Annotated in this window: 22 protein-coding genes; 7 read left to right on the top strand and 15 right to left on the bottom strand. The window is 38.6% G+C overall.

Annotated features, from left to right (window positions below; translation table 11 throughout):
- Positions 1–94: 94 nt before the first annotated feature.
- Entirely contained in the window at positions 95–2524 is a 2430-nt protein-coding gene (locus QT16_RS10105; RefSeq protein WP_039488302.1) for a zinc-dependent metalloprotease, read from the bottom strand.
- Positions 2525–2678: 154 nt separating this feature from the next.
- Here QT16_RS10105 and QT16_RS10100 point away from each other — a divergent pair, with 154 nt between their 5' ends.
- Positions 2679–3647 (top strand): class 1 fructose-bisphosphatase, encoded by a 969-nt coding sequence (locus QT16_RS10100; protein WP_039488301.1) that lies wholly within the window; start codon positions 2679–2681, stop codon positions 3645–3647.
- Positions 3648–3742: 95 nt separating this feature from the next.
- On the opposite strand, the gene QT16_RS10095 is transcribed toward QT16_RS10100, so the two are convergent.
- Positions 3743–4069 (bottom strand): hypothetical protein, encoded by a 327-nt coding sequence (locus QT16_RS10095; protein ID WP_039488300.1) that lies wholly within the window; start codon positions 4067–4069, stop codon positions 3743–3745.
- Positions 4070–4112: 43 nt separating this feature from the next.
- Between QT16_RS10095 and QT16_RS10090 the strand changes: the two genes are divergently transcribed.
- Positions 4113–4472, top strand: coding sequence for a DUF5522 domain-containing protein (locus QT16_RS10090; protein ID WP_004335496.1), 360 nt, complete (start codon positions 4113–4115; stop codon positions 4470–4472).
- A 160-nt stretch (positions 4473–4632) separates the two neighbouring features.
- Here the strand turns inward: QT16_RS10090 and QT16_RS10085 are convergent, their stop codons facing one another.
- From QT16_RS10085 to QT16_RS10050, 8 genes are all read right to left on the bottom strand, one after another.
- Positions 4633–5466, bottom strand: a complete 834-nt coding sequence (locus QT16_RS10085; protein ID WP_039488299.1) for a sulfurtransferase — start codon at positions 5464–5466, stop codon at positions 4633–4635.
- A gap of 3 nt (positions 5467–5469) precedes the next feature.
- Entirely contained in the window at positions 5470–5895 is a 426-nt protein-coding gene (locus tag QT16_RS10080; RefSeq protein ID WP_039488298.1) for an FAD synthase family protein, read from the bottom strand.
- 76 nt (positions 5896–5971) lie between these two features.
- Positions 5972–7036, bottom strand: coding sequence for a CDP-glycerol glycerophosphotransferase family protein (locus QT16_RS10075; RefSeq protein ID WP_039488297.1), 1065 nt, complete (start codon positions 7034–7036; stop codon positions 5972–5974).
- A 64-nt stretch (positions 7037–7100) separates the two neighbouring features.
- Positions 7101–7520, bottom strand: coding sequence for a group I truncated hemoglobin (locus tag QT16_RS10070; protein WP_024597015.1), 420 nt, complete (start codon positions 7518–7520; stop codon positions 7101–7103).
- A complete protein-coding gene (locus tag QT16_RS10065) occupies positions 7520–8353 on the bottom strand; it encodes a DUF3034 family protein (RefSeq protein ID WP_039488296.1) in 834 nt (277 codons plus the stop codon). The genes QT16_RS10070 and QT16_RS10065 overlap by 1 nt, the downstream gene beginning before the upstream one ends.
- Positions 8340–10655 (bottom strand): bifunctional diguanylate cyclase/phosphodiesterase, encoded by a 2316-nt coding sequence (locus QT16_RS10060; RefSeq protein ID WP_039488295.1) that lies wholly within the window; start codon positions 10653–10655, stop codon positions 8340–8342. Before QT16_RS10060 ends, QT16_RS10065 begins: the two co-directional genes overlap by 14 nt.
- On the bottom strand, positions 10648–11310 hold the full coding sequence (locus tag QT16_RS10055) for a methylamine utilization protein (protein ID WP_004335512.1): 663 nt from the start codon (positions 11308–11310) through the stop codon (positions 10648–10650). The genes QT16_RS10060 and QT16_RS10055 overlap by 8 nt, the downstream gene beginning before the upstream one ends.
- A 122-nt stretch (positions 11311–11432) precedes the next feature.
- Positions 11433–12536 (bottom strand): phosphoribosylaminoimidazolesuccinocarboxamide synthase, encoded by a 1104-nt coding sequence (locus QT16_RS10050; RefSeq protein ID WP_039488294.1) that lies wholly within the window; start codon positions 12534–12536, stop codon positions 11433–11435.
- 178 nt (positions 12537–12714) lie between these two features.
- Here QT16_RS10050 and QT16_RS10045 point away from each other — a divergent pair, with 178 nt between their 5' ends.
- Genes QT16_RS10045 through QT16_RS10030 form a run of 4 tightly spaced genes read left to right on the top strand, consistent with a single transcriptional unit; the run spans position 12715 to position 16261 of the window.
- Entirely contained in the window at positions 12715–13788 is a 1074-nt protein-coding gene (locus QT16_RS10045; protein ID WP_004335515.1) for a CDP-glycerol glycerophosphotransferase family protein, read from the top strand.
- 9 nt (positions 13789–13797) lie between these two features.
- Positions 13798–14496 (top strand): ABC transporter ATP-binding protein, encoded by a 699-nt coding sequence (locus QT16_RS10040; protein ID WP_039488293.1) that lies wholly within the window; start codon positions 13798–13800, stop codon positions 14494–14496.
- Positions 14493–15746: an ABC transporter permease gene (locus QT16_RS10035; protein WP_039488292.1), complete on the top strand. Its 1254-nt coding sequence runs from the start codon at positions 14493–14495 to the stop codon at positions 15744–15746. Before QT16_RS10040 ends, QT16_RS10035 begins: the two co-directional genes overlap by 4 nt.
- Positions 15747–15760: 14 nt before the next feature.
- A complete protein-coding gene (locus QT16_RS10030; RefSeq protein WP_039488291.1) occupies positions 15761–16261 on the top strand; it encodes a DUF3299 domain-containing protein in 501 nt (166 codons plus the stop codon).
- Positions 16262–16330: 69 nt separating this feature from the next.
- Here QT16_RS10030 and mutM read toward each other — a convergent pair whose 3' ends face one another.
- Positions 16331–17140, bottom strand: coding sequence for a bifunctional DNA-formamidopyrimidine glycosylase/DNA-(apurinic or apyrimidinic site) lyase (gene mutM, locus QT16_RS10025; protein ID WP_004335526.1), 810 nt, complete (start codon positions 17138–17140; stop codon positions 16331–16333).
- On the bottom strand, positions 17140–17655 hold the full coding sequence (locus QT16_RS10020; protein ID WP_039488290.1) for a hypothetical protein: 516 nt from the start codon (positions 17653–17655) through the stop codon (positions 17140–17142). Before QT16_RS10020 ends, mutM begins: the two co-directional genes overlap by 1 nt.
- A gap of 118 nt (positions 17656–17773) precedes the next feature.
- Between QT16_RS10020 and QT16_RS10015 the strand changes: the two genes are divergently transcribed.
- A complete protein-coding gene (locus QT16_RS10015; RefSeq protein WP_004335532.1) occupies positions 17774–18700 on the top strand; it encodes a manganese-dependent inorganic pyrophosphatase in 927 nt (308 codons plus the stop codon).
- 203 nt (positions 18701–18903) lie between these two features.
- Here the strand turns inward: QT16_RS10015 and rpmG are convergent, their stop codons facing one another.
- The 3 genes from rpmG to radC all read right to left on the bottom strand — a co-directional run bounded on the left by rpmG (position 18904) and on the right by radC (position 20256).
- A complete protein-coding gene (gene rpmG / locus QT16_RS10010; protein WP_004335545.1) occupies positions 18904–19059 on the bottom strand; it encodes a 50S ribosomal protein L33 in 156 nt (51 codons plus the stop codon).
- An 11-nt stretch (positions 19060–19070) separates the two neighbouring features.
- On the bottom strand, positions 19071–19307 hold the full coding sequence (gene rpmB / locus QT16_RS10005) for a 50S ribosomal protein L28 (RefSeq protein WP_004335549.1): 237 nt from the start codon (positions 19305–19307) through the stop codon (positions 19071–19073).
- Positions 19308–19581: 274 nt separating this feature from the next.
- Positions 19582–20256 (bottom strand): RadC family protein, encoded by a 675-nt coding sequence (gene radC / locus QT16_RS10000; protein WP_024590645.1) that lies wholly within the window; start codon positions 20254–20256, stop codon positions 19582–19584.
- Positions 20257–20310 lie beyond the last annotated feature (54 nt).

Here is a 20310-nt window from a genome sequence, read left to right as displayed (position 1 = left end):
CGTATTCGTTTTTAGAATAAAATAACACCGAGTATAAATATACTCGGTGTTTTGCTTTATGATTGATTTAAAATAAGCGCTTCTACTTTTTATTCTAAATTGGTGAGCCCGGTGGGATTGGCAGCACTTTAAAGTTGTTTGGCCATTGCCCTTTAATTAAAAACTGATTTACTTGCTCAGCTAAATATTGCTTAAACGCACTCTCGCCAGTACTTGTATGGCTCAGCATTGAGTTTTGGTTAAAGTCTTCACTCAATTTAACTAAGTAGTAACGTAACTGCGCTTGCACTTCAGGGCTTGCACTATCGCTTGCTACTAAATCAGCCATGGCTTTTGCAGTTAAAAATTGCACGCGCTGAGTTATTTTACCTGTTATTGTATTAGGTGATGACGCGTTAAACACTTGGCCATATAGCTCCTCAAGTAACTCATCTAAACTATAAAAGTCATTACTACGTGCTTGCTGCTGCGCTAGGCGGTTTAAACGTTGTGCGTTTAATAAAAGCGACAAGCTGTGCTGCACTGCAACCTCGGGTAATGCCATTGCATCGAGCGTTAACCCTGTGCGCCCAACTATGCTCTCGCGCGACTTAGACTCGCCGTATGCTTTTGGTGGAATAAGTGATAGTACCGATTCAGGAAGTAATAAGTTACTTGGCTTAAGCGTTGCAAAAATAGCGTTTACCGCTTCTTGTTGCATTTTTTTATCAACCACTTGCGCACCTTTTACGGGTGAGTCACTGCGTGTTTCGTATTCGTAATCAACACCGGCTATAAGCTTCACCGCAGCCTCAACCTGAAAACGGTGAAACAGATAAAGCGGAACTAGTTTTTCCTCTAATTGCGATAATGAATCGCCCGTTTTAATATTATTAATACCAAACTGCGAAAGCGCTTTTTTACGTACGTCGAGTACTCGTAAAAGCTCCTGCGAAGGATTAGTGCCGTTATCCCATAAATGAGCGGTTGGATGTGCGCCACCTTTAGCACGAGCGTCGCTATCTGATATAAACTCAAGGCCTTTAGTTTTGTTCTCTTTTAAAATAGCAGCGAGTTCTGCGCTTTCATCTTGGTTAGTAAAATCGCTATAGCCATATTTAATTACTTGGGTATCCCATACGCCCATGCCTGTTGCATACCCGCGCGTTACATCAAGCTTACCTTGTTCATTAAAACTAAGTAGCGGATGTGGGTAATCCATTACAGAAGCTCTATCACCTACCGATGCCGCAAAGTTATGAGCAATACCTAACGTGTGACCAATTTCATGCGCACTTAATTGGCGAATACGATCAAGCGCCATTGCTTGCAAGTTTTTAGCAACTTCATTGCCTTTTAAATAAGGAGCAGCGAGTGCTTCAGCTATTAAAATATCTTGGCGAACACGCAATGAGCCAAGTGTTACATGCCCTTTAAGTATTTCACCTGTACGTGGGTCGATTACAGAACTTCCGTATGACCAACCACGCGTTGCACGGTGTACCCATTGAATGACGTTGTAACGAATATCCATAGGGTCGGCACTACTTGGCAACACTTTTACTATAAATGCATTTTTATATCCTGCAGCAGTGAATGCGTCGTTCCACCATTTTCCACCTTCAAGCAAAGCGCTTTTAACGGGCTCTGGAACGCCAGGATCAAGGTAATAAACAATTGGTTTAACAGGTTCACTAATAGGTAAACTTGAGTCCTTTTTAGTTAGACGATGACGCGGTATATAACGCACATACATAGACTCACCAAGCGGCGCTGCGTAATCTTTATGTTCTATACTCCAAAAACCTGATTGCGGATTAAACTTACGAGGTGTGTAGTTATCATCTGGTAATTGAATAAGTGAATGATGCATATGAACAGTAAGCGCATATGGGTCGGCACTTACTTGGCGAACAAATTCACCTGGTTTTGTGCCCTTAAATGTAAGTACGGCTTCAAGCTCGGTGTTTTTTACAAATGCTTTTGAGCGATTCATATAAACGGCGCTACGTGATTCATCAAGGCTAAAGTTGCCTTGCTTACGTGCAGCAAGCGTGCGACTTACACCGTGTACATCACTTAATAAATAAGGCGTGTAATCAATAAGTGCTGTGGCTTTATCTTCTGCGACTACTTTAAAACCAGCAAGTATACTTGATGCAAACGCTTCTTTAATACTTTGCTGTTCAGCCTTGTTACTTGTATTAGCACGATAGTAAGTATTTACAGCGCGTAGCATTACTTTGTCGCCAAAACGCTCAAACTGCACAAGGTGAGTATTACCAAGCTGACCTCTATCAAGGCCTATGTCGTTAGAGCCAATACCGTAAGGCAAGCTTTGCTGCAGTAAAAATTGTTGTTCAAACTTATCAACTTTTAAATATACTTTTCCGTTTTGGGTATCGTAAAAAAACGAATAATAGCCCGGAAAATGATTCATTTGCGTAGTAAATTCATCAATTGACTTAATTGCTGCGTGCGCTTGAGTTATGATAGAGCACAGCACAGTAAAGAATATGTAACTTAGTAGTGGTATTTTTTTCATAATCTTATCTTTGTTATTTGTGTTTTAAGTACGATTAGGTGGTCCCATTATAGGGTGCTATTTAAACAATACAGTTATTTAAGACGAATTTCAGCGCTCTAAGCTAATCTCTCTCACATTATGATTGGTTTTAACACGTTATCAGGAAAATAGAATGCGTAGACTCCCTCCAGTATTACTTGAAGATGGTTGTTCAAGAGAACTTTTATCATTAATTCGAACAATTTTAGCGGCATGTAAAGAAATTTCGTTTCGCGTTGGTCAAGGCGCGCTTTCTGGCGTATTAGGCTCAACCCTTGATGAAAACATTCAAGGTGAAACTCAAAAAAAGCTCGATGTATTATCTAATCAGCTGTTAAAAGATATTTTACTGGAATCAGGTACGGTTAAAGCAATCGCGTCTGAAGAAGAAGACTACACAGTAGCAGGTAACCCAGACGCTAAATTTATAGTGGCATTTGACCCACTCGATGGCTCGTCAAATACCGATATTAACTCACTTGTGGGTACTATATTTTCTATTATGGAAGCGCCTGCAGGTTCTGACGCTGCTGATCAAAGCATATTTATGCAGCCCGGCCATAAGCAAGTTGCTGCAGGTTACGTGCTTTACGGTCCGTCAACAATGCTTGCGCTGACTACAGGTAAAGGCACGCGCATGTTTACCCTTGATAAAACACAAGGCAGCTTTTTACTTACACAAGATTTTGCCGAAATCCCTGCTGATACAAACGAATTTGCCATTAATACGTCTAACCAACGCCATTGGCAGCCAGCTATGCAAAACTATATCAATGATTTGCTAGCAGGCGATACAGGCCCGCGCGCTAAAAACTTTAATATGCGCTGGATTGCAGCAATGGTGGGCGATGTGCATCGCGTGCTTAGCCGTGGTGGTTTGTTTACTTACCCTACCGACACCAAAGATCCTAAAAAGCCAAATAAATTACGCCTACTTTACGAAGCAAATCCAATGGCTATGTTAGTAGAGCAAGCTGGCGGTATCGCATCAACCGGTACCGAGCGTATTATGGATATTCAGCCTGATGCTATCCACCAGCGAGTAGCTGTTATTTTAGGTTCTAAAAACGAAGTAGAAACGTGCTTGGGATATCATAAATAATCGCTTAAAACGATTATCTTCAATTTAAAAAACCGCATTCAATTGAAGTGCGGTTTTTTTGTAGGTGAGGTTTTACACCTCGCTTTTTAAACAAATCAAACTTTTACTAACGCAACTATTTGAGCAAGCTTTTGATGATTAAGCTCTCCCATTTGCTCGCTATTACTGAGAGCATAAATAAAACCTTCGTGCTCAGCACAATCAATGTCATCTCGCGATTCAATTACGTTTGCCCAAAGCTCTAAATCATCTAAGTCTATTTCGTTACTTAAACAGCGTTTCAGCACATCAATTAAAACCTCGGTTGAGAGAGTATAATGAGTTTTATTGCTATCAGCAGGGCTTGAAACGATAACCGATATAGCTTCGTCCCTTTGCTCACCAAATGTAATAAATTCAGCTAATGCTTTTTGTGTATTCATAATATTTGTTATTCTTGGCTCACTGTTACTAAAAAGAATTATAATGACTGAACTTAACTGCACTCAATGCCACAGTACTTTAACGTGTAATGTAGACGATATATCAGCGTGTTGGTGCAATGAGCTGCCGGCTATTTTACCGCTTGATATCACAGCAACAAGTTGTTTATGCCGCAAGTGCACGCTGAATAAAATAAATACTTTTTTAGAGGGTGTTTATACACAACCTATTAAAACCCAAATAGACTTTGCAAAGCAATATAGAGGTAACGACAATTTAATTGAAGGGCTCGACTACACCATGCAAAGTGGTTACATGATATTTAGTAAGTGGTTTTTTTTAAAGCGTGGTTCGTGCTGCAAAAATGGTTGTAAAAACTGCCCTTATGGTTTTAGAAAGTAAAAGCTATTTAATACAACTACGACCAAACATTGGTTTTTACCTTCTCATTTTCATCTCTTTCACTTCTCCTTGTGAGTAGTATTTTTAAATACTGTTATTCACAAAGAGGTTTAGAGTCGCTGCGGCTTTAACGTGAGCAAGCTCTAAACCCACAACACATCTACTTTTCTCCTGTGGCGATGGGTAATGAATCACTTGCACCCCACTCACTCCACGAGCCATCATAAACGCTTAAATTACTGTAACCACATTCAGTAGCAAATAACGCTAAAACACAGGCTGTAATACCTGATCCACAGCTAAACTGTAACTGCCGCGCATCACCGATTACGTCACTAAATATCGCTTTAATTTCGGCAAGTGGTTTAGCTTCACCTTTATTAAGTAAATCCATAAAAGGCAACGAGCAACTATTTGGGATATGCCCGCTACGCATGCCTTTTCGGGGTTCACTTTCTTCGCCTGTAAAACGCTTATAAGCACGTGCATCTAGCAATACAGTGCTGGGCTCATCAATTGCGTCAACCACTTGTTGGCTATTGATAAAATACTCAGAATTATAGCTTGCCGTAAAATCACCTTTACCTAACGATTTGCTATAACCTTGCTGTGTGGCGTAACCGCTCTCTAACCACTTTTTAAGGCCACCACTGAGTACTTTTACGTTGTGGTGCCCCATAGCTTTAAACATCCACCACGCCCTTGCCGCGCTAAATAAACCGCCATCTTCGTATACAACTATAAACGAATCGTTATTTACACCTGCATTTTGCATCACGTGGGTAAACTGCTGCTCGCTGCATACCGTACTTGGTAAGGGGTTAGATCTATCGGCCAATTCGTTTTTTATATCAAAACGTTTAGCGTTAGGCAGCATTGCTTGCGGCGAATAAGTACCCAAAACACCTGGGCGCAGCATACCTGCATCAAATATCACTAATGCAGGGTTGTGGAGTTGCTCGTGTAATTGCTGACAGCTAATTAGGTTTTTCATTAACTATTTAGCACTACATATTTTGTCTAAGACGTTTCTTAATTTTGTACTAGATGTATGAGAGGTATAAGAGAAATAACATATCTCAACATTAAACTTTTTAAAGTCAGCTTCTATTTGGTTCCACTTATCGGTGCCCTTCCAATCATCACCCACGAACATTTTATCAAATTTTAAGTTGTTCCAGGCTTCTCCTTTGTCATAATTAACCTGAGGAACAACTTCATCAACAAATTTTATTGCTTCAACTATTTCCATACGCTCCTGAAAAGGAATCACTGGCTCTTTATTTTTAGCTGACTTGCTTAACTCATCGGTAGTAATACCCACAATTAAGTAATCACACTCTAATTTGGCTCTTTTCAGAATATTTAAATGACCTATGTGGAATAAGTCAAAAACACCCGTTGTATATCCAATTTTTTTCATTTCTAAAGCCTAATTATAATTTAGAGTTTATAAATCCTTTTAGTAGTTCGATTACATCCAAATACTTTTGTAATAGTTACTTATTTTTCATTAAATATTGAACAATTCTATTACTTGCCTTACCGTCCATTTTACCCGCTAACTTTTCTGACAAAGACAATCTAATATTAGCTAAGCTTTCTGGTTCAGCCAGTTGTTGTTCAACTAACTTTTTAAGGTTTTTATATTTTTTGGCGTGTATAGCAACATTCGCATACTCACCATAATCTTGATCCATTCGCTTTTTAAAACGATATGAAAATATTCCTTTGTATCCCCATCGCAACTTCAAAAAATCGCACCAAATGACCGGCTTGTTTAACAGAGCAAATTCAAATAAAGCTGAAGATGCATCACTAATCAATAAATCTGCTTTATCTAAAAAAGGCACTAGCGAATAATCTTCTACTTTTGCTAAATATACATTGGGATACGTTGACCAATGATCTAGCAATTTCAAGTGTTTTTTATAACGCTCTTTACTAATAGAAAAGTAATGAGGTTTTATTAAGATGTTATAATCGCCAAAATGTTCCGGCCAATTTTCAGGAAATAACTCTAAGCTGCTTGGATAAAATGTAGGAGCGTATAAAATAGTTTGTTTTTTATTATCAAAGTTAGTTAATTCTAACGTGCCGTCAATTTTTTCCTTATTGAAAATAGGGTCTAATTTGCAAAAGCCTACATCAACAAATTCATCATTTGGATACATTGATTTTAAACGGTTTAGCCTGTACTGACCTTCAACAAACCTAACCGTCATTGCTTGACTAGACTTAGTATAGTAACTTGATTTAGGGCCTATTCCGTGTCCAAGCTGAGCGCTTTTAGATACTTTATGTAAGCGGTCTAGGTAACAAAAAGAGTTAGCAAAAAAAACCCAATCAGCTTTTTCATTTTCGTAATAAGCAATTGATTGTTGTTGTTCGTTAACCCAGATGTGCTCTAAGTCATAGTCATCTATAACACGCTGAATTAAATGTTCATGGCTATTTTTATAAAATACAAATTTACTTTTGATGCCATTTCTACATAATTCTTTATATACAGGGATATACTGAGGGAGATAGTAAAGGCTTTGTGTATCAAAAATTATATTCATATAGGATCACTATTATTTTTTCTTTATATTCTACCTTGAAAGGAGCATAACAAAAACAAAGTGATTACATTTTTATGATTTCATCACGAAGTGGCGCCATTCTAGAAAGAATATCGTTTTGTAAGCTATGGCTAACATCTTGCTCATTCATTGCATTTATAAGCAAATCAACAACATGATTAAAATCTTTCTCTGTAATATGCATACCAGTATGAATTGCCACCATAGAGTCGCCATCGTATGTACACGGGCCCTCTACTAACATGCACATATGATTAATAAATCCTTGGCGGAAATGCGCTATATTACTGTGTTCAAAGTAATGAATTATCTGCTCGTCATTGCCTATTTGATAGATAAAGCTATCAACAATCCTGCCTATCCCCGCTTTACCATCCAGCTTTTGATAAAGTGAGAGCTTAGTAGAATTTGCACACCCACTAAGCAACCCTAAACAAATCAAAAAAATACCAACGCTTTTCATTACCAATACCCTGTTACCGATAAATACCAACCTGTTTGATCGTCAGCCCCTGCAATGCTTCCTAAATCAAGGTAAGCCGCTGTCACACTCACATGCTTGTTAGGCATCCACGCTACAAATAAGTCTTTCCAATCTTGTTCACCTAAGTTTAAGTTATTTGATTTTTGACGATACTCAACACCTACGGCTATTTCGCGACTAAAAAATAGTGCTGTGCTGCCTTCAAATAATATTTTTCCGCTAGTACTTTCTCCACCGTAACCAAGTAAACCAAGTTGATTAGCTTCACTGTATCGTGTAGTTACGTTCCAAAACCAGTTATAGCCAGCAATAGCCCCTAAATGTAATTTACTAGCAGCGAGGTAGTAGTCAGTGCCGCTGGTATCTTCTGCACCTACAAGTATTGCAATACTGCCATCATCCAGTGATTTATACTGAATTCCTAAGCTAAGCTGTGGCCAATCACTGTAAACAATATCGCCGTACAAACGTATTTTAGCACCTGTAATTGATTGCTCTATTTCAGCATCAAGTGCTGGTACATCAAAGCGCTGTTGGGCATAACTAAGTTCAACACGATTAAATAAATTAAGTTGTGCACCACATACGTCAAGTGTGTAGTCGGTTACATCTGCGCGGCTACAAAAGCCATTTACCGAAAACTCATCATCACTTGCGTACCCAGCAAGTTGTGCCCACGGTACAATCCCCCCGCCGCCACTGCCTTCAAGTTGAGAAACTCCCGGCGTAGCTAGCAGTTTTCCATTGCTTGCAATGCTCGGCACACTAACTATTAAAAACAAACTTGCTAATAAGTATTTAATTTTTTGCATAGTATTCCTCCAGCCATTCTTCTAATAGTTCTGCTTTTAAAGGCCTACTTAAGTAATAGCCTTGTGCATGGTCGCACTGCATGCCTCTAAGTAAATTTAATGAGCCAAGCGTTTCAACCCCTTCAGCTACAACCGAGAACCCTAGCTGATGCCCCAACGTAATTGATGATTGCACTATAAATTGATCTTTTTGCGATTCATCAAGTTTTAGGATAAAACACTTATCTAGCTTAAGCTCATCAATAGGCAGCATTTTTAATCTACCAAGTGATGTTTGCCCTACACCATAATCATCTAATGATATTTTAACGCCAATTGCCTTTAGGTTTTCGAGCGCTTTAATACCTTTTTCTTCGTTTTCGATCATATCGCGCTCAGTAAGCTCAATAGTGATCAGCTTAGAATCTACTTTGTACTTTTTAAGCGTACGAACTAATGCTGCATGAAAGCCTGGAAATGCTATATCTTGCGCAGATACATTTATTGCAGCTTGTAAGTTTATATTTTTAGACTGCCAATCAGCTACTTGTGCTACAACCGTATTAACAACCCACCCAGTAAGTTCAACAATAAGCCCCGACTGCTCAGCTAAGTCAATAAACAGTTCAGGATTGACCCAGCTACCATCTTTTCGCTGCCAGCGAATAAGCGACTCAACTTTATCTATTTTTTGTGATTTCAAATGTAATTTTGGCTGATAAGTCATAAACAATTGACCATCGTCATCACTAATAGCCTGCTTTAATTCATCAAGCATTATTAAGCGTTCTAAGTGCGCTTCGTCTTCGCCATTTTGATAATAATGTATGCTCTCTTGTGTGTTTGCAGCACTTTCAACTGCAATTAGCACACGGCGCATTAAGTCATCACTTGCAATACCTTGTGTAGGATACTGCACAATGCCTGCACTAAAGCGTAAATTAATTTTTAGTTTTTGAATGGTGTAGCACGCTTGTAATTGTGCCATTAAGCCGACAATACCACTTTTGTGTTCGCGCGCTGCAGCAGTCGGAAACACAGTTAAAAACTCATCGCCGCCAATACGGGCATGAAAGCCCCCTAACTCATCCGAAAACTCACTTATTCTGCAAGCAACGGCCTTTAGGCAGTCATCACCAATACGCGGACCGAGCTTATCGTTTATATGGCGAAGCCCTTTTATGTCTATTGCAACGAGCGTGTACTCGGCTGATGAATCTAACTCATCATCAAGCACCTCAAGCATGGCTGAGCGGTTATAAAAGCCTGTTAAGGAGTCGTGTCTGGCTTGAAAGCTAATTTGTTGCTCGCGCTGATTAATATCATTACCCATGCTATCAAACGCTGCGACTAGCGTGTCTATTTCGGTACTTTGCCTTCGCCCTTTGAATTCAAATGCATAATTACCTTGTGCAAATTGCCTTGCTATTACAGCTAGTTGAGTAAGTGGCGTAGTTAAATTATTTGCAAATATGCTGCTCGTAATAACACCTACAAACATAGTTAAAATAGCTAAAATAATAAGTGTAAAAAGCAGTTTTTCGAAGTCACTATAACTTTGAGTTAAATCGGCACTCAGTAAAATAATTATGGGATGGGTCAACAACGATGGTAAATCTATTTCTCGGTTACGATACACTAAATACTCACCAAAAAACCGCGATGTGGTTACGATACTAAAATAGCTAACAGGTTCAAATTGCTCAGGACGATTAGCTAATGAGCTAATAACAATATCGTCAGCACTGCCTATAAAACTTACATCCATACCTGTTAAGCTTTTTAGTTCATGGGCTACATTGTCATCAATTTTAAAACCCACCAAACTATAGGCCACTGTACGTGGCGCTTTTACAGGTAATAAAATAACTTGATACAGCTCGTTATTAAGCACCACAAAGCTAGACTCTTCTGGCGCACTTAAAAGCTCTTCCATCAAGGGCTTTAAGTTGTGTGCAAAAACGTCTTCGTCAGTATTAGCGGAAATTAGCTTACCCGATAAATCAAGTAACAACATTAATTCGGCATCAATACGCTGACTGTGATTAAACAACACGCTGCTGATTGTACCTGCATCTCGCGTTGCTACAGCTTGCTTAAAACCAAAATCGGAGGTGAGTACTTTTGCAGCGGTTAACAGTAGGCTTTCTTTTGACTTTAAATATTGCTTATAAACGTTTTGCGCTACGGTAATATCTTGATTTACTTTTTCTTCTTGAAACTTACTCGTAGACCACCAAAAACTAAACAAGCTGACCATAGTGGTTAATAACACTAAGCCAACACATAAAATGGTTATGCGATTTCGTAAACTATTAGTCATTACCAGCCTTAAACTTACTACCAAAGGTATTTCTAGGTGCTGGAGTTGATGTGTTTACTGTTATCTGTAACTGTTTTTGAGAATTAATTGTTATCATTTTTTTATTCTCCAATGGTGCTGTTTGTAATGGATGCCATACACTCACTTGTGCAGGCAGTGTATTAATAGGCAAATTTACATAGCCTTTTTTATCTGTTTTATATACGAATTCGCTGTTAGCTACATAAATATAGCCAACCATAGAGTCATGTATATTACACCCCAAAACAACAACCCCTTGTTGCTCAAACGTAATGGGCTCTTTTGGTTGGCCTGAATATAATCTTAGTTGAAAAGGCTTAGCTTGTGAAAAAGAATAAACATGATGGCGAATATTATCGCTGTTAGGAAAGTTAACTTTTTGACCCTGTTGTACAACTAATAATTCGGGTAAAAACTGCTTATGGACTTGATCCATTATAGCAATGGGCAAATTTGATGGTGTGGCTTGTTTACCAGCAATATTTAGCTCAACCACAGCACCTGATAACTTTTGGCCGTGTTGATCTTCTATTACTAGTTCAATATTTGCACTTAAAGCAAACTGACTAAAAAACAAACCTATAGCTAAAAAGTAATGACTTTTAGCAAACTTTTGCAATGCCCGTTCAAACATAACAATACCTAAACATTAATGTTAGGTTAAGTTAATTAGAGACGAGCACTAATTGCAAGAATTATAGCCCAGTAACTAAAAATAAAGATTTAGTTACTGGCTTTATTAGCACTTAAGTGCTGTTATTTAACAATTAATCCGTAATCGTTATCTAAAATAGTAATAACTTCTTGACGAGGATCTTCAGGGATCACGATATCTCTGCCAACAATTTTACTCGCTATGCCAACATAGGTATTTGACACTTCAAGCATTACTGATTCTGGTAAAATATAATCTTTAGCTAACTGCTCACGCTCACTCATGCGATCTTTATTTAATAATACGTCGCTCTCTGGCACGTTATTAATCAGCAATTGACGAAAGCCTTCTTTAGAGTTTTCAACAATTTTACCACCTTTGTAAGCAGCTTCATCCCAAATACGTGACGAATCAGGCGTGCCTACTTCATCAATATATATAAGCTGTTGCGCACCATTTAAATCCTCTACATAACCAAACTCAAACTTAGTATCTACAAAAATTTGGTCAAGCTTCGCTAGTTCATCACTAATTAATTTAAAACCTTCAACTAACAGTTTCTCGTATTTGGTTACATCATCTGCCGATTTAAAGTTAAATACGTCTAAATTATTAGTAATATTAGCGCGAGTAATATTTACATCATCAACAGGTGGAATATCAGCAACGCCTTCAATAATACCTTTTGTTGACGGCGTAATTAAAACGTTATCAAGCTTTTGGTTCGCTTTTAAACCCTCTGTTAATTCAATACCACAAAAGTTACGTATGCCTTTAGCGTAATCGCGCCACATGCTACCCGTAATATATTGGCGAGCAATTGCCTCTACCTTTACTGTACTGGCTTTACGTACAATCCACACATACGGATGCGGAATATCTACAATATGATTGCCCGCAAGACCCGCTTTATCAAATAACTTAAACCAATGGGCTGCCACTGAGTTTAGCGCTATACCTTTACCTGGTACGCCATTTAAACCGTTTTCGCCTTGCCAAATGCAATCAAATGCAGAAATTCGGTCTGAAATAACCATAATCGCAAGCTCAGTACCAGTCGGTACTTGATAGCCTTTATCTTTAATTAATCGAGCGCTGTCTTCATCAGTTAACCAATAAACTGAACGAACTTTACCGCTGTGTACTTCACCTTTGGTACGAATGGGTAAATCATCGTTTACGTCTAAAACTTTATAGCTAGTCATGCTATCTCCGGGGTTAGGGATGCTCTTTGAGCAAAGTATGGTATGGGGTTATATGGGCTGTATAATAATCTAGCCAACCTCAAAGCTCAATCGGATGCTTAAAACAAATAAAGGCATATATTTATAAGCGACTCGCAATGGGGTAAACTTAATGTGCTAATCAGCCTGAGGAGATAGCTTGAACTACTTAACTGCCACTAAAAATAAAAAATACTTAATGTATATTTCTCAAAATTATTCATATGCTATTTTGAGGCCCATTCAGGCTGCAATATTAGCTAATGGTGGTGAAGTGCGCTGGTTTTTACAAGGTGTGGCAGTCAATCCTAATTTTTTAAAAAAAGAAGAAAAACGGCTTAATACAATAGAAGATATTCACGAATGGAAACCCGATGCAACGTTTGCACCGGCTAATTTAATACCCACTTTTTTCCCTGGTATCAAAGTAGGTGTGTTTCATGGCTTTGATGCAGGTAAGCTAGATAAAAAAGGGAATAACGATCATCTTAAAGCTAGAGGTTGTTTCGACCTGTATTGTACACAAGGCCCAAATACAACAATCCCATTTAAAGCCTTACAAAGAAAACTAGGCTATTTCAAGGTAACAGAAACTGGCTGGCCTGCTCTTGACCGACTATTTGATGGCATCACCGAAACGCCTTATACAAATAAATCAGACACCCGACCAACCTTATTAATTTGCTCTACATTTTCAAAGCGACTATCGCTTGCACCAAAGCTATATGAGCAAATAAAACATTTTAGTGAAACCGGAAAATGGCGAATTTTAATGCAATTTCATCCAAAAATGCCAACTGAATTGGTGAGCAAATATAAGGCATTAAGCAATCAAAATTTAACGTTTATTGAGACCGACGACGTAGTCCCTTTATTAAAATCAGCCGATGTTATGTTATGCGATACATCATCAGTACTTTTAATGTTTTTAGTTCAACGAAAACCTGTGGTCACCTTTTGTAATAATGCTCCTGCGGAACACTTACTTAATGTTACAGACCCCAATAAAGTTGAAGAAGCCTTAGAGCAGGCTTTCACGTACCCTAAAACACTTATGAAAAATATTGAAAGCTATTGCCAGGAACTTCATCCGTATACCGATGGTCAATCTAGCCAGCGCGTATTAAATGCAGCTAATGAATTTTTGCAAAGTAACGAAAAACTAAAGCCAAAACCACTTAATGTAATAAGAAACTTTAAAATGCGTAAAAAGCTTAATTATTGGAAATGGTAAAATAAAGTAATGATCAACCTCAAAAATGTAACTTTTAAGTGGCATAAAAGCGATAGCTCACCCACGCTCAACATAAAAGAGTTAGTTATAGAAAAAGGTGAGCATATTTTTTTACACGGTCCTAGTGGCTCAGGTAAATCGACCTTATTAGCGATTCTTGCTGGCATTAATACAGCCACTAGCGGTGAGGTATCAATTTTAAACCAAAACCTAACTACATTAAGCAATACCACCCGTGATGTTTTTAGAGCGGATCACATTGGCTACATTTTTCAAAACTTTAACCTGCTTCCTTATTTAACTCCTATTGAAAATATAACGCTTGGGTGTGAGTTTTCAAAAAGTCGAAAACAAAAAATATTAAAGCAATCATCAAATAAAAACTCTGCCTTACAAAAAGAAGCGATACGGTTATTAAATGCTTTAGGCCTTACAGCCCAGTATCACCATAAAGATGTAGCGACACTGAGCATTGGACAGCAACAGCGCGTTGCTGCCGCTCGCGCATTTATAGGCAGCCCTGAATTAATAATTGCTGATGAGCCCACATCTGCACTCGATACAAATAACCGTGAAAGCTTTATAAAGCTACTGTTTGAACAAGCAAAGTTATCTAATAGTACGCTGGTATTTGTGAGCCACGATGAAACACTAAAGCCTTTATTTAACCGCTCCATTGACCTTATAAATTTGCAGGAGCAGGTATGATCATCGCTAAACTTGCTTACAAAAGCTTATTAAATCGCCGCGCAAGTGTACTGCTTACATTATTTACTATCGCAATTAGTGTAATGCTACTTTTGAGTATTGAACGTGTACGAATTGATGCTAAAAGTAGTTTTAGTAATACTATTTCGGGCACTGATTTAATTGTTGGTGCGCGTACCGGCGATATACAGTTGCTGCTTTCGTCAGTATTTAGAATTGGTCATACTAATAACGGCGTAAGTTGGAAAAGTTATAAATACATAACAAGTCAGCGAGGCGTAAAATGGAGCATACCTATAAGCCTAGGCGACAGCCATAAAGGCCAAGCGGTACTAGGCACAACACTTGATTACTTTAGCCATTATCGCTTTGCAAAAAAACAAAACCTAACCTTTAACAAAGGCCGCCCTTTTGCCGCAATTAACGAAGTAGTGCTAGGTAGTGAAGTCGCTAATAAATTAGGTTATAAACTTAACGACTCTATTGTTATATCGCACGGCATGGGGAACACCAGTTTTCATCATCATGACGATAACCCATTTAAAGTCGTCGGCATTTTAAACCCAACAGGCACGCCAGTTGATAAAACGCTACATATTCCTTTGGCTGCAATCGATTTAATTCACGGCGGTAAGGCGAGCCTTGAGCATGAGCATGAGCATGAGCATGACGAAGATAACAACCTAGTTGGTCACCCTAAGCAAATTACAGCATTTTTAATGGGATTTAATTCGCCTTTGTACACATTACAAATTAGGCGCAATATAAATCAATATAAGCCAGAAGCCCTGCTTGGCATTATGCCAACCGTAACACTTAAAGAGCTATGGGAAATGCTCGCCATAGTAGAAAAAATACTATTACTATTCTCAGCTGTTGTCGTGTTAGTTAGCCTACTTGGCATGTTAACGACATTGCTTGCAAATTTAAGTCAGCGACGTCGCGAACTTGCTATATTGCGCTCAGTAGGCGCTCGCCCTTGGCATTTATTTACACTTATAAGTATTGAATCATTACTGACAACTTTACTTGGTTGCCTAGTGGGTAGTGCACTTTACTATTTAGTTATTTTTTCAGCCGGCGGTTACTTACAAAGCCATGCCGGTATAAGCGTAAATATCACAATGCTCTCTTACTATGAACTGGGCTTAATCGGGGTTATTATGGCCGCAGGTTTTGTTATTGGCTTAATACCCGCTACTCGCGCTTATTTTTATTCACTCAGCGATGGCATGAGTATAAAAGCATAATTTTTAGGTATTTTATGACATTTTTTAAAACAGCTTTTCAATACATTGCTGCTATTAGCTTATTATTTATAAGCGTAGCGAGCTGTGCCAATCCACCAAAAGAAATTTTTTGGGAAGACTTAATTCCCAAAGGTCATATGCAAATAGACACTCAAGCACAAGCTAATCACGAAGGCAGCGATCAAAACTGGGTGCAACCCGATTTAGATGCTCCTGTGGTAAAAGCGCTTGATGGTCAATCGGTAAGTTTGCCAGGTTTTGTTGTGCCACTTGAGGGCGATAGCGAAGTCATTACTGAGTTTTTACTCGTGCCTTATTTTGGCGCCTGTATACACGTACCACCACCACCGCCAAATCAAATAGTCCATGTAACGATTAAAGGTGGTGTGCCTATAGATAGTCTGTACGACGCAATCGTTGTAACCGGAATAATAAGCACAGAAACATGGTCGGGCGAAATAGCGCAGGTAGGATATAAAATGAAAGCAGTCGGTGTAGCACCGTTCGAGCTTTAAAATAAAGGGCCCGCTTTTAAAGCTGGCCCTTAAATCTCATTAAATTTAGAGTCGGTAAAATTCAAATAACTACTTTTGGCAATTTGAGCAAAAAATAGTACTGCGCTGCCCCAATCTAATTTCTTCCAATTCGTTTTCGCACGTCATACATGGCTTGCCTTTGCGCCCATATACTAATAACTCTTGAGCAAAATACCCAGGCTTACCATCACTTTGTGCAAAGTCTTTAAGCGTTGTACCACCTTGTGTAATAGCCGCTGCAAGTGTGTCTTTTATAATAGGGATAAGTGCTTGATAACGTTTGAGCGATACTTTTCCCGCTTCTCGCTTTGGATGTATACCCGCTTTAAATAACGATTCATTCGCGTAAATATTACCAACACCAACCACCACTGCGTTATCCATAATAAATTGCTTTACCGGTACTTTTTTATTGCGCGATTGTTCGTACACGCGTTTAGCAAAAAAATCATCGGTAAGCGGCTCAGGACCAAGCTTAGAGAGTAGCTTATGCACTTCACCGGGCTCTTGCCATAAGCAACAACCAAAACGACGAGGATCGTTTAAGCGCAGTGCTTTACCGTTGCCAAAAATAAACTCTACATGGTCATGCTTTTTAAGCGGCTCACTTTTATCTACTACACGCAAATTACCTGACATACCCAAATGTAAAATAGTGCTCCCAAGCTCACAATGTAAAAGTAAATATTTAGCTCGTCGTTCAATACTTGTAACAATTAGCCCTTCAAGTTGATACACGTCATCGGGCACTGGCCAGCGCATACTGGCATTGTAAATATTTACCTTTGTAACAACTTGGTTTTGTACGTGGGGAGTGATGCCCATTCGGCTCACTTCTACCTCTGGTAATTCAGGCATTAATTAGACTCACTTTGTGAAAAATCAAAACTAGGGAATAACTGCTGAGCAGTTTTTAAATCGAGTGCGAGTATTCGCTGGCTTCTCTTTTCGAGTAAATAATATTGACCATCGCCTTTGTAGAGCAAATAAACCCACGGCATACTTTCGCCAGCTAACTCAAATGTAGCAACGTATAAAGGCGCATTAGGATTAAAAACAACAGACTCATTAACCCCCATTAACGCCGCGCTTTGCCATTGGTTAACTAAATCACTAAGCTGCTGCTCAGACGCTTTCCACACGAGCGGTATATCTTTTTGTAGTGGTGTTGTACGCCAACTTGTTCCTATTCGCTCAATTTTTTGATCAACAAATTGCAGTGTCAGTACAAAACTTTGCTGGGGGAGTACAGCTTGTAACGCTTGTTTATCCTCACCTCCTAAAAATTGCTTATGCCAGCCATTTAAAAAGAAGATCATAATCAACATCGAAAATATTATAACGTTGTTCCAACCTTTACGGCCCAGTCGCATATAAATACACCTAGTAAATTCAAGATTTTAAAGTGTAACTAAAACTTAATTGCGCTGTCTATATGTTAAAGGCCGCAGACTTTGTTAGAATATCGACAAATTTAAAGGAGTTCCGTCAATGTCTATGTATGTAGTGGGCCATAAAATCCCAGATTCAGATTCTATTTGTGGTGCAATTGCACTGGCTTATTTAAAAAACCAAATTGATGAGCCAGCAATTCCAACTCGTCTTGGTGAAGTTTCACCTGAAACTCAATTTATTCTTGATAGATTTGGTTTTGAAGCACCAGAGCTTAAGTTAAGCTACGCTGGTGAAGATGTGTATATTGTAGATCACACAGAAAAAACACAAGCACCTGATGATATCGACCAAGCTCGCGTTGTTGGTGTGGTAGATCACCATAAATTAGGTGACTTAACATCATCGACTCCGCTTGAATGTTGGATTCGTCCTGTGGGTTGTTCAAACACCATTATTAAAATGATGTATGACTTCTACAACGTAGAAATCCCTAAAGACATCGCTGGTATCATGATGTGTGCAATTTTAAGCGATACAGTTATATTTAAATCGCCAACATGTACCACAGCCGATATTAAATGTGTTGAAGCGCTTGCTGAAATTGCAGGCATCGAAGACTTTAAAGAACTTGGTATGGATATGTTCCGCGTTAAATCTGCGGTAGAAGACACACCAGCACGTGATTTAGTAATGCGTGACTTTAAAGATTTCAACATGAACGGTAACCTAGTAGGCATTGGCCAGCTAGAAGTAATCGACCTTGCTGTTTTTGACGATATTAAAGCAGACCTTGCAGCCGATATTGCTAAGCTAAAAGTTGAGGGCAACCGCCACTCTGTATTTTTACTGCTTACCGATATAATGAAAGAAGGCTCAGAAATGCTAATTGTATCTGACGATGCAAACTTAGTTGAGCAGGCTTACGGTGTAAAACCAGAGAATGATAAAGTATGGTTAGATGGTGTACTGAGCCGTAAAAAGCAAGTAGTACCACCACTACAAGATGCATTCACAAAAATCTAATGATACCAATTTTATTAAAAACATGATTATTTTATCGCATTAAATAAATCACTAATTAAATGCTATTGGTATAACGTTTTTTGATTTAAAAGCCTTGTTGGTTATGCCAACGAGGTTTTTTTATGTCAATTTGCTAATCATATTTTTAAAAACAAAAAACCCAGCCTAAGCTGGGTTTTTAAATTCTAAAAGAAGAACTAAAATTACTTAATTTTAGCTTCTTTAAAAAGAACATGTTTACGAATCTTTGGATCAAACTTTTTGATTTCCATCTTCTCAGGCATGTTACGTTTGTTTTTGTCAGTAGTGTAGAAAAAACCAGTACCGGCAGTTGAAACTAAACGGATTTTATCGCGCATGATTCAGATCCTTAAACTTTAACGCCGCGAGCACGGATTTCTGTAAGAACCGTGTCGATGCCTTTTTTATCGATAATACGCATACCTTTAGTAGTAGTGCGTAATGTTACAAAACGTTTTTCACTTTCAACCCAAAAACGGTGTGTTTGTAGGTTAGGTAGGAAACGACGTCTAGTCGCGTTTCTCGCGTGTGAACGGTGATTACCAACCGCTGGACGCTTACCTGTAACTTGACATACTTTAGACATGTCTATATATCTCCAATAACTTCGCTCGAGCTTAATTTAATCTAAGGCCGTGTATTTCCGCCCTAGAGATAAATCGAAGGGCGCTCTTTATACAGCTTTTACAGGCAAAGATCAAACACTGATCTATCCAATCAGCTCATATATGTAAATTTGATAGCGGCTAATTATAAAGATCGAATGCCCTTAGGGAAAGTAAAAACTGCATTTAAATTAAACTAATTTGCCAAAACACGTTAAACAGCTCATTTTTAACACACTTATGTGTCTAACAAAGCTAAATCAGGCCTCGCTCGGCAAACGAAACACAGGTTTCTCCACCAACAATGATGTGATCGAGCACACTTATGTCGACCAATTGCAGTGCTTGCTGCAATTTATTCGTAATAAGTTTGTCTGCTTGGCTCGGTTCTGCAATACCACTTGGGTGATTATGCGCAAAAATAACAGCGGCTGCATTATTTTTAAGGGCGGCCTTTACCACTTCACGCGGATAAACACTGGCAGAATTAATTGTGCCATAAAAAAGTATTTCGTCTTTTACTAATCTATTTTGACTATCTAGGTATAACACCATAAATACTTCTTGTTGCAAGCCTCGCATTTGAATTGTTAGATAGTCATAAACTGAGTTTGGCGAATTAAACACTGCATCTCGTTGGCAACGTTCCTGCATATAACGTTGACTTAGCTCTAATACAGCTTGTAGCTGCACATACTTAGCGGTCCCTAACCCCTTTTGAGAGCAAAACTCCTCAATACTGGCATTAAACAAATTATGTAGGGTTTTATTTTCATTTAATAGATGCTGAGCCAACTCAATTACATTCATTCCTGGTAACCCCGTTCGTAAAAATATGGCAAGGAGCTCAGCATCAGTAAGCGCTTTAGCTCCTTTGGAGATGAGTTTTTCACGAGGTCGAAGTGAGTTTGGAAGTGAAGTAAGTTGCATTGTTCATCCTTGAGAGGCGAAAGTGTCTTATAAATGTAATGCAAATTTAAAATT

This window comes from Pseudoalteromonas distincta (assembly GCF_000814675.1).
GTDB lineage: Bacteria > Pseudomonadota > Gammaproteobacteria > Enterobacterales > Alteromonadaceae > Pseudoalteromonas > Pseudoalteromonas distincta.
Note: the sequence above shows the minus strand (reverse complement) of the source record. Positions and strands in the feature narration are given on the sequence as shown.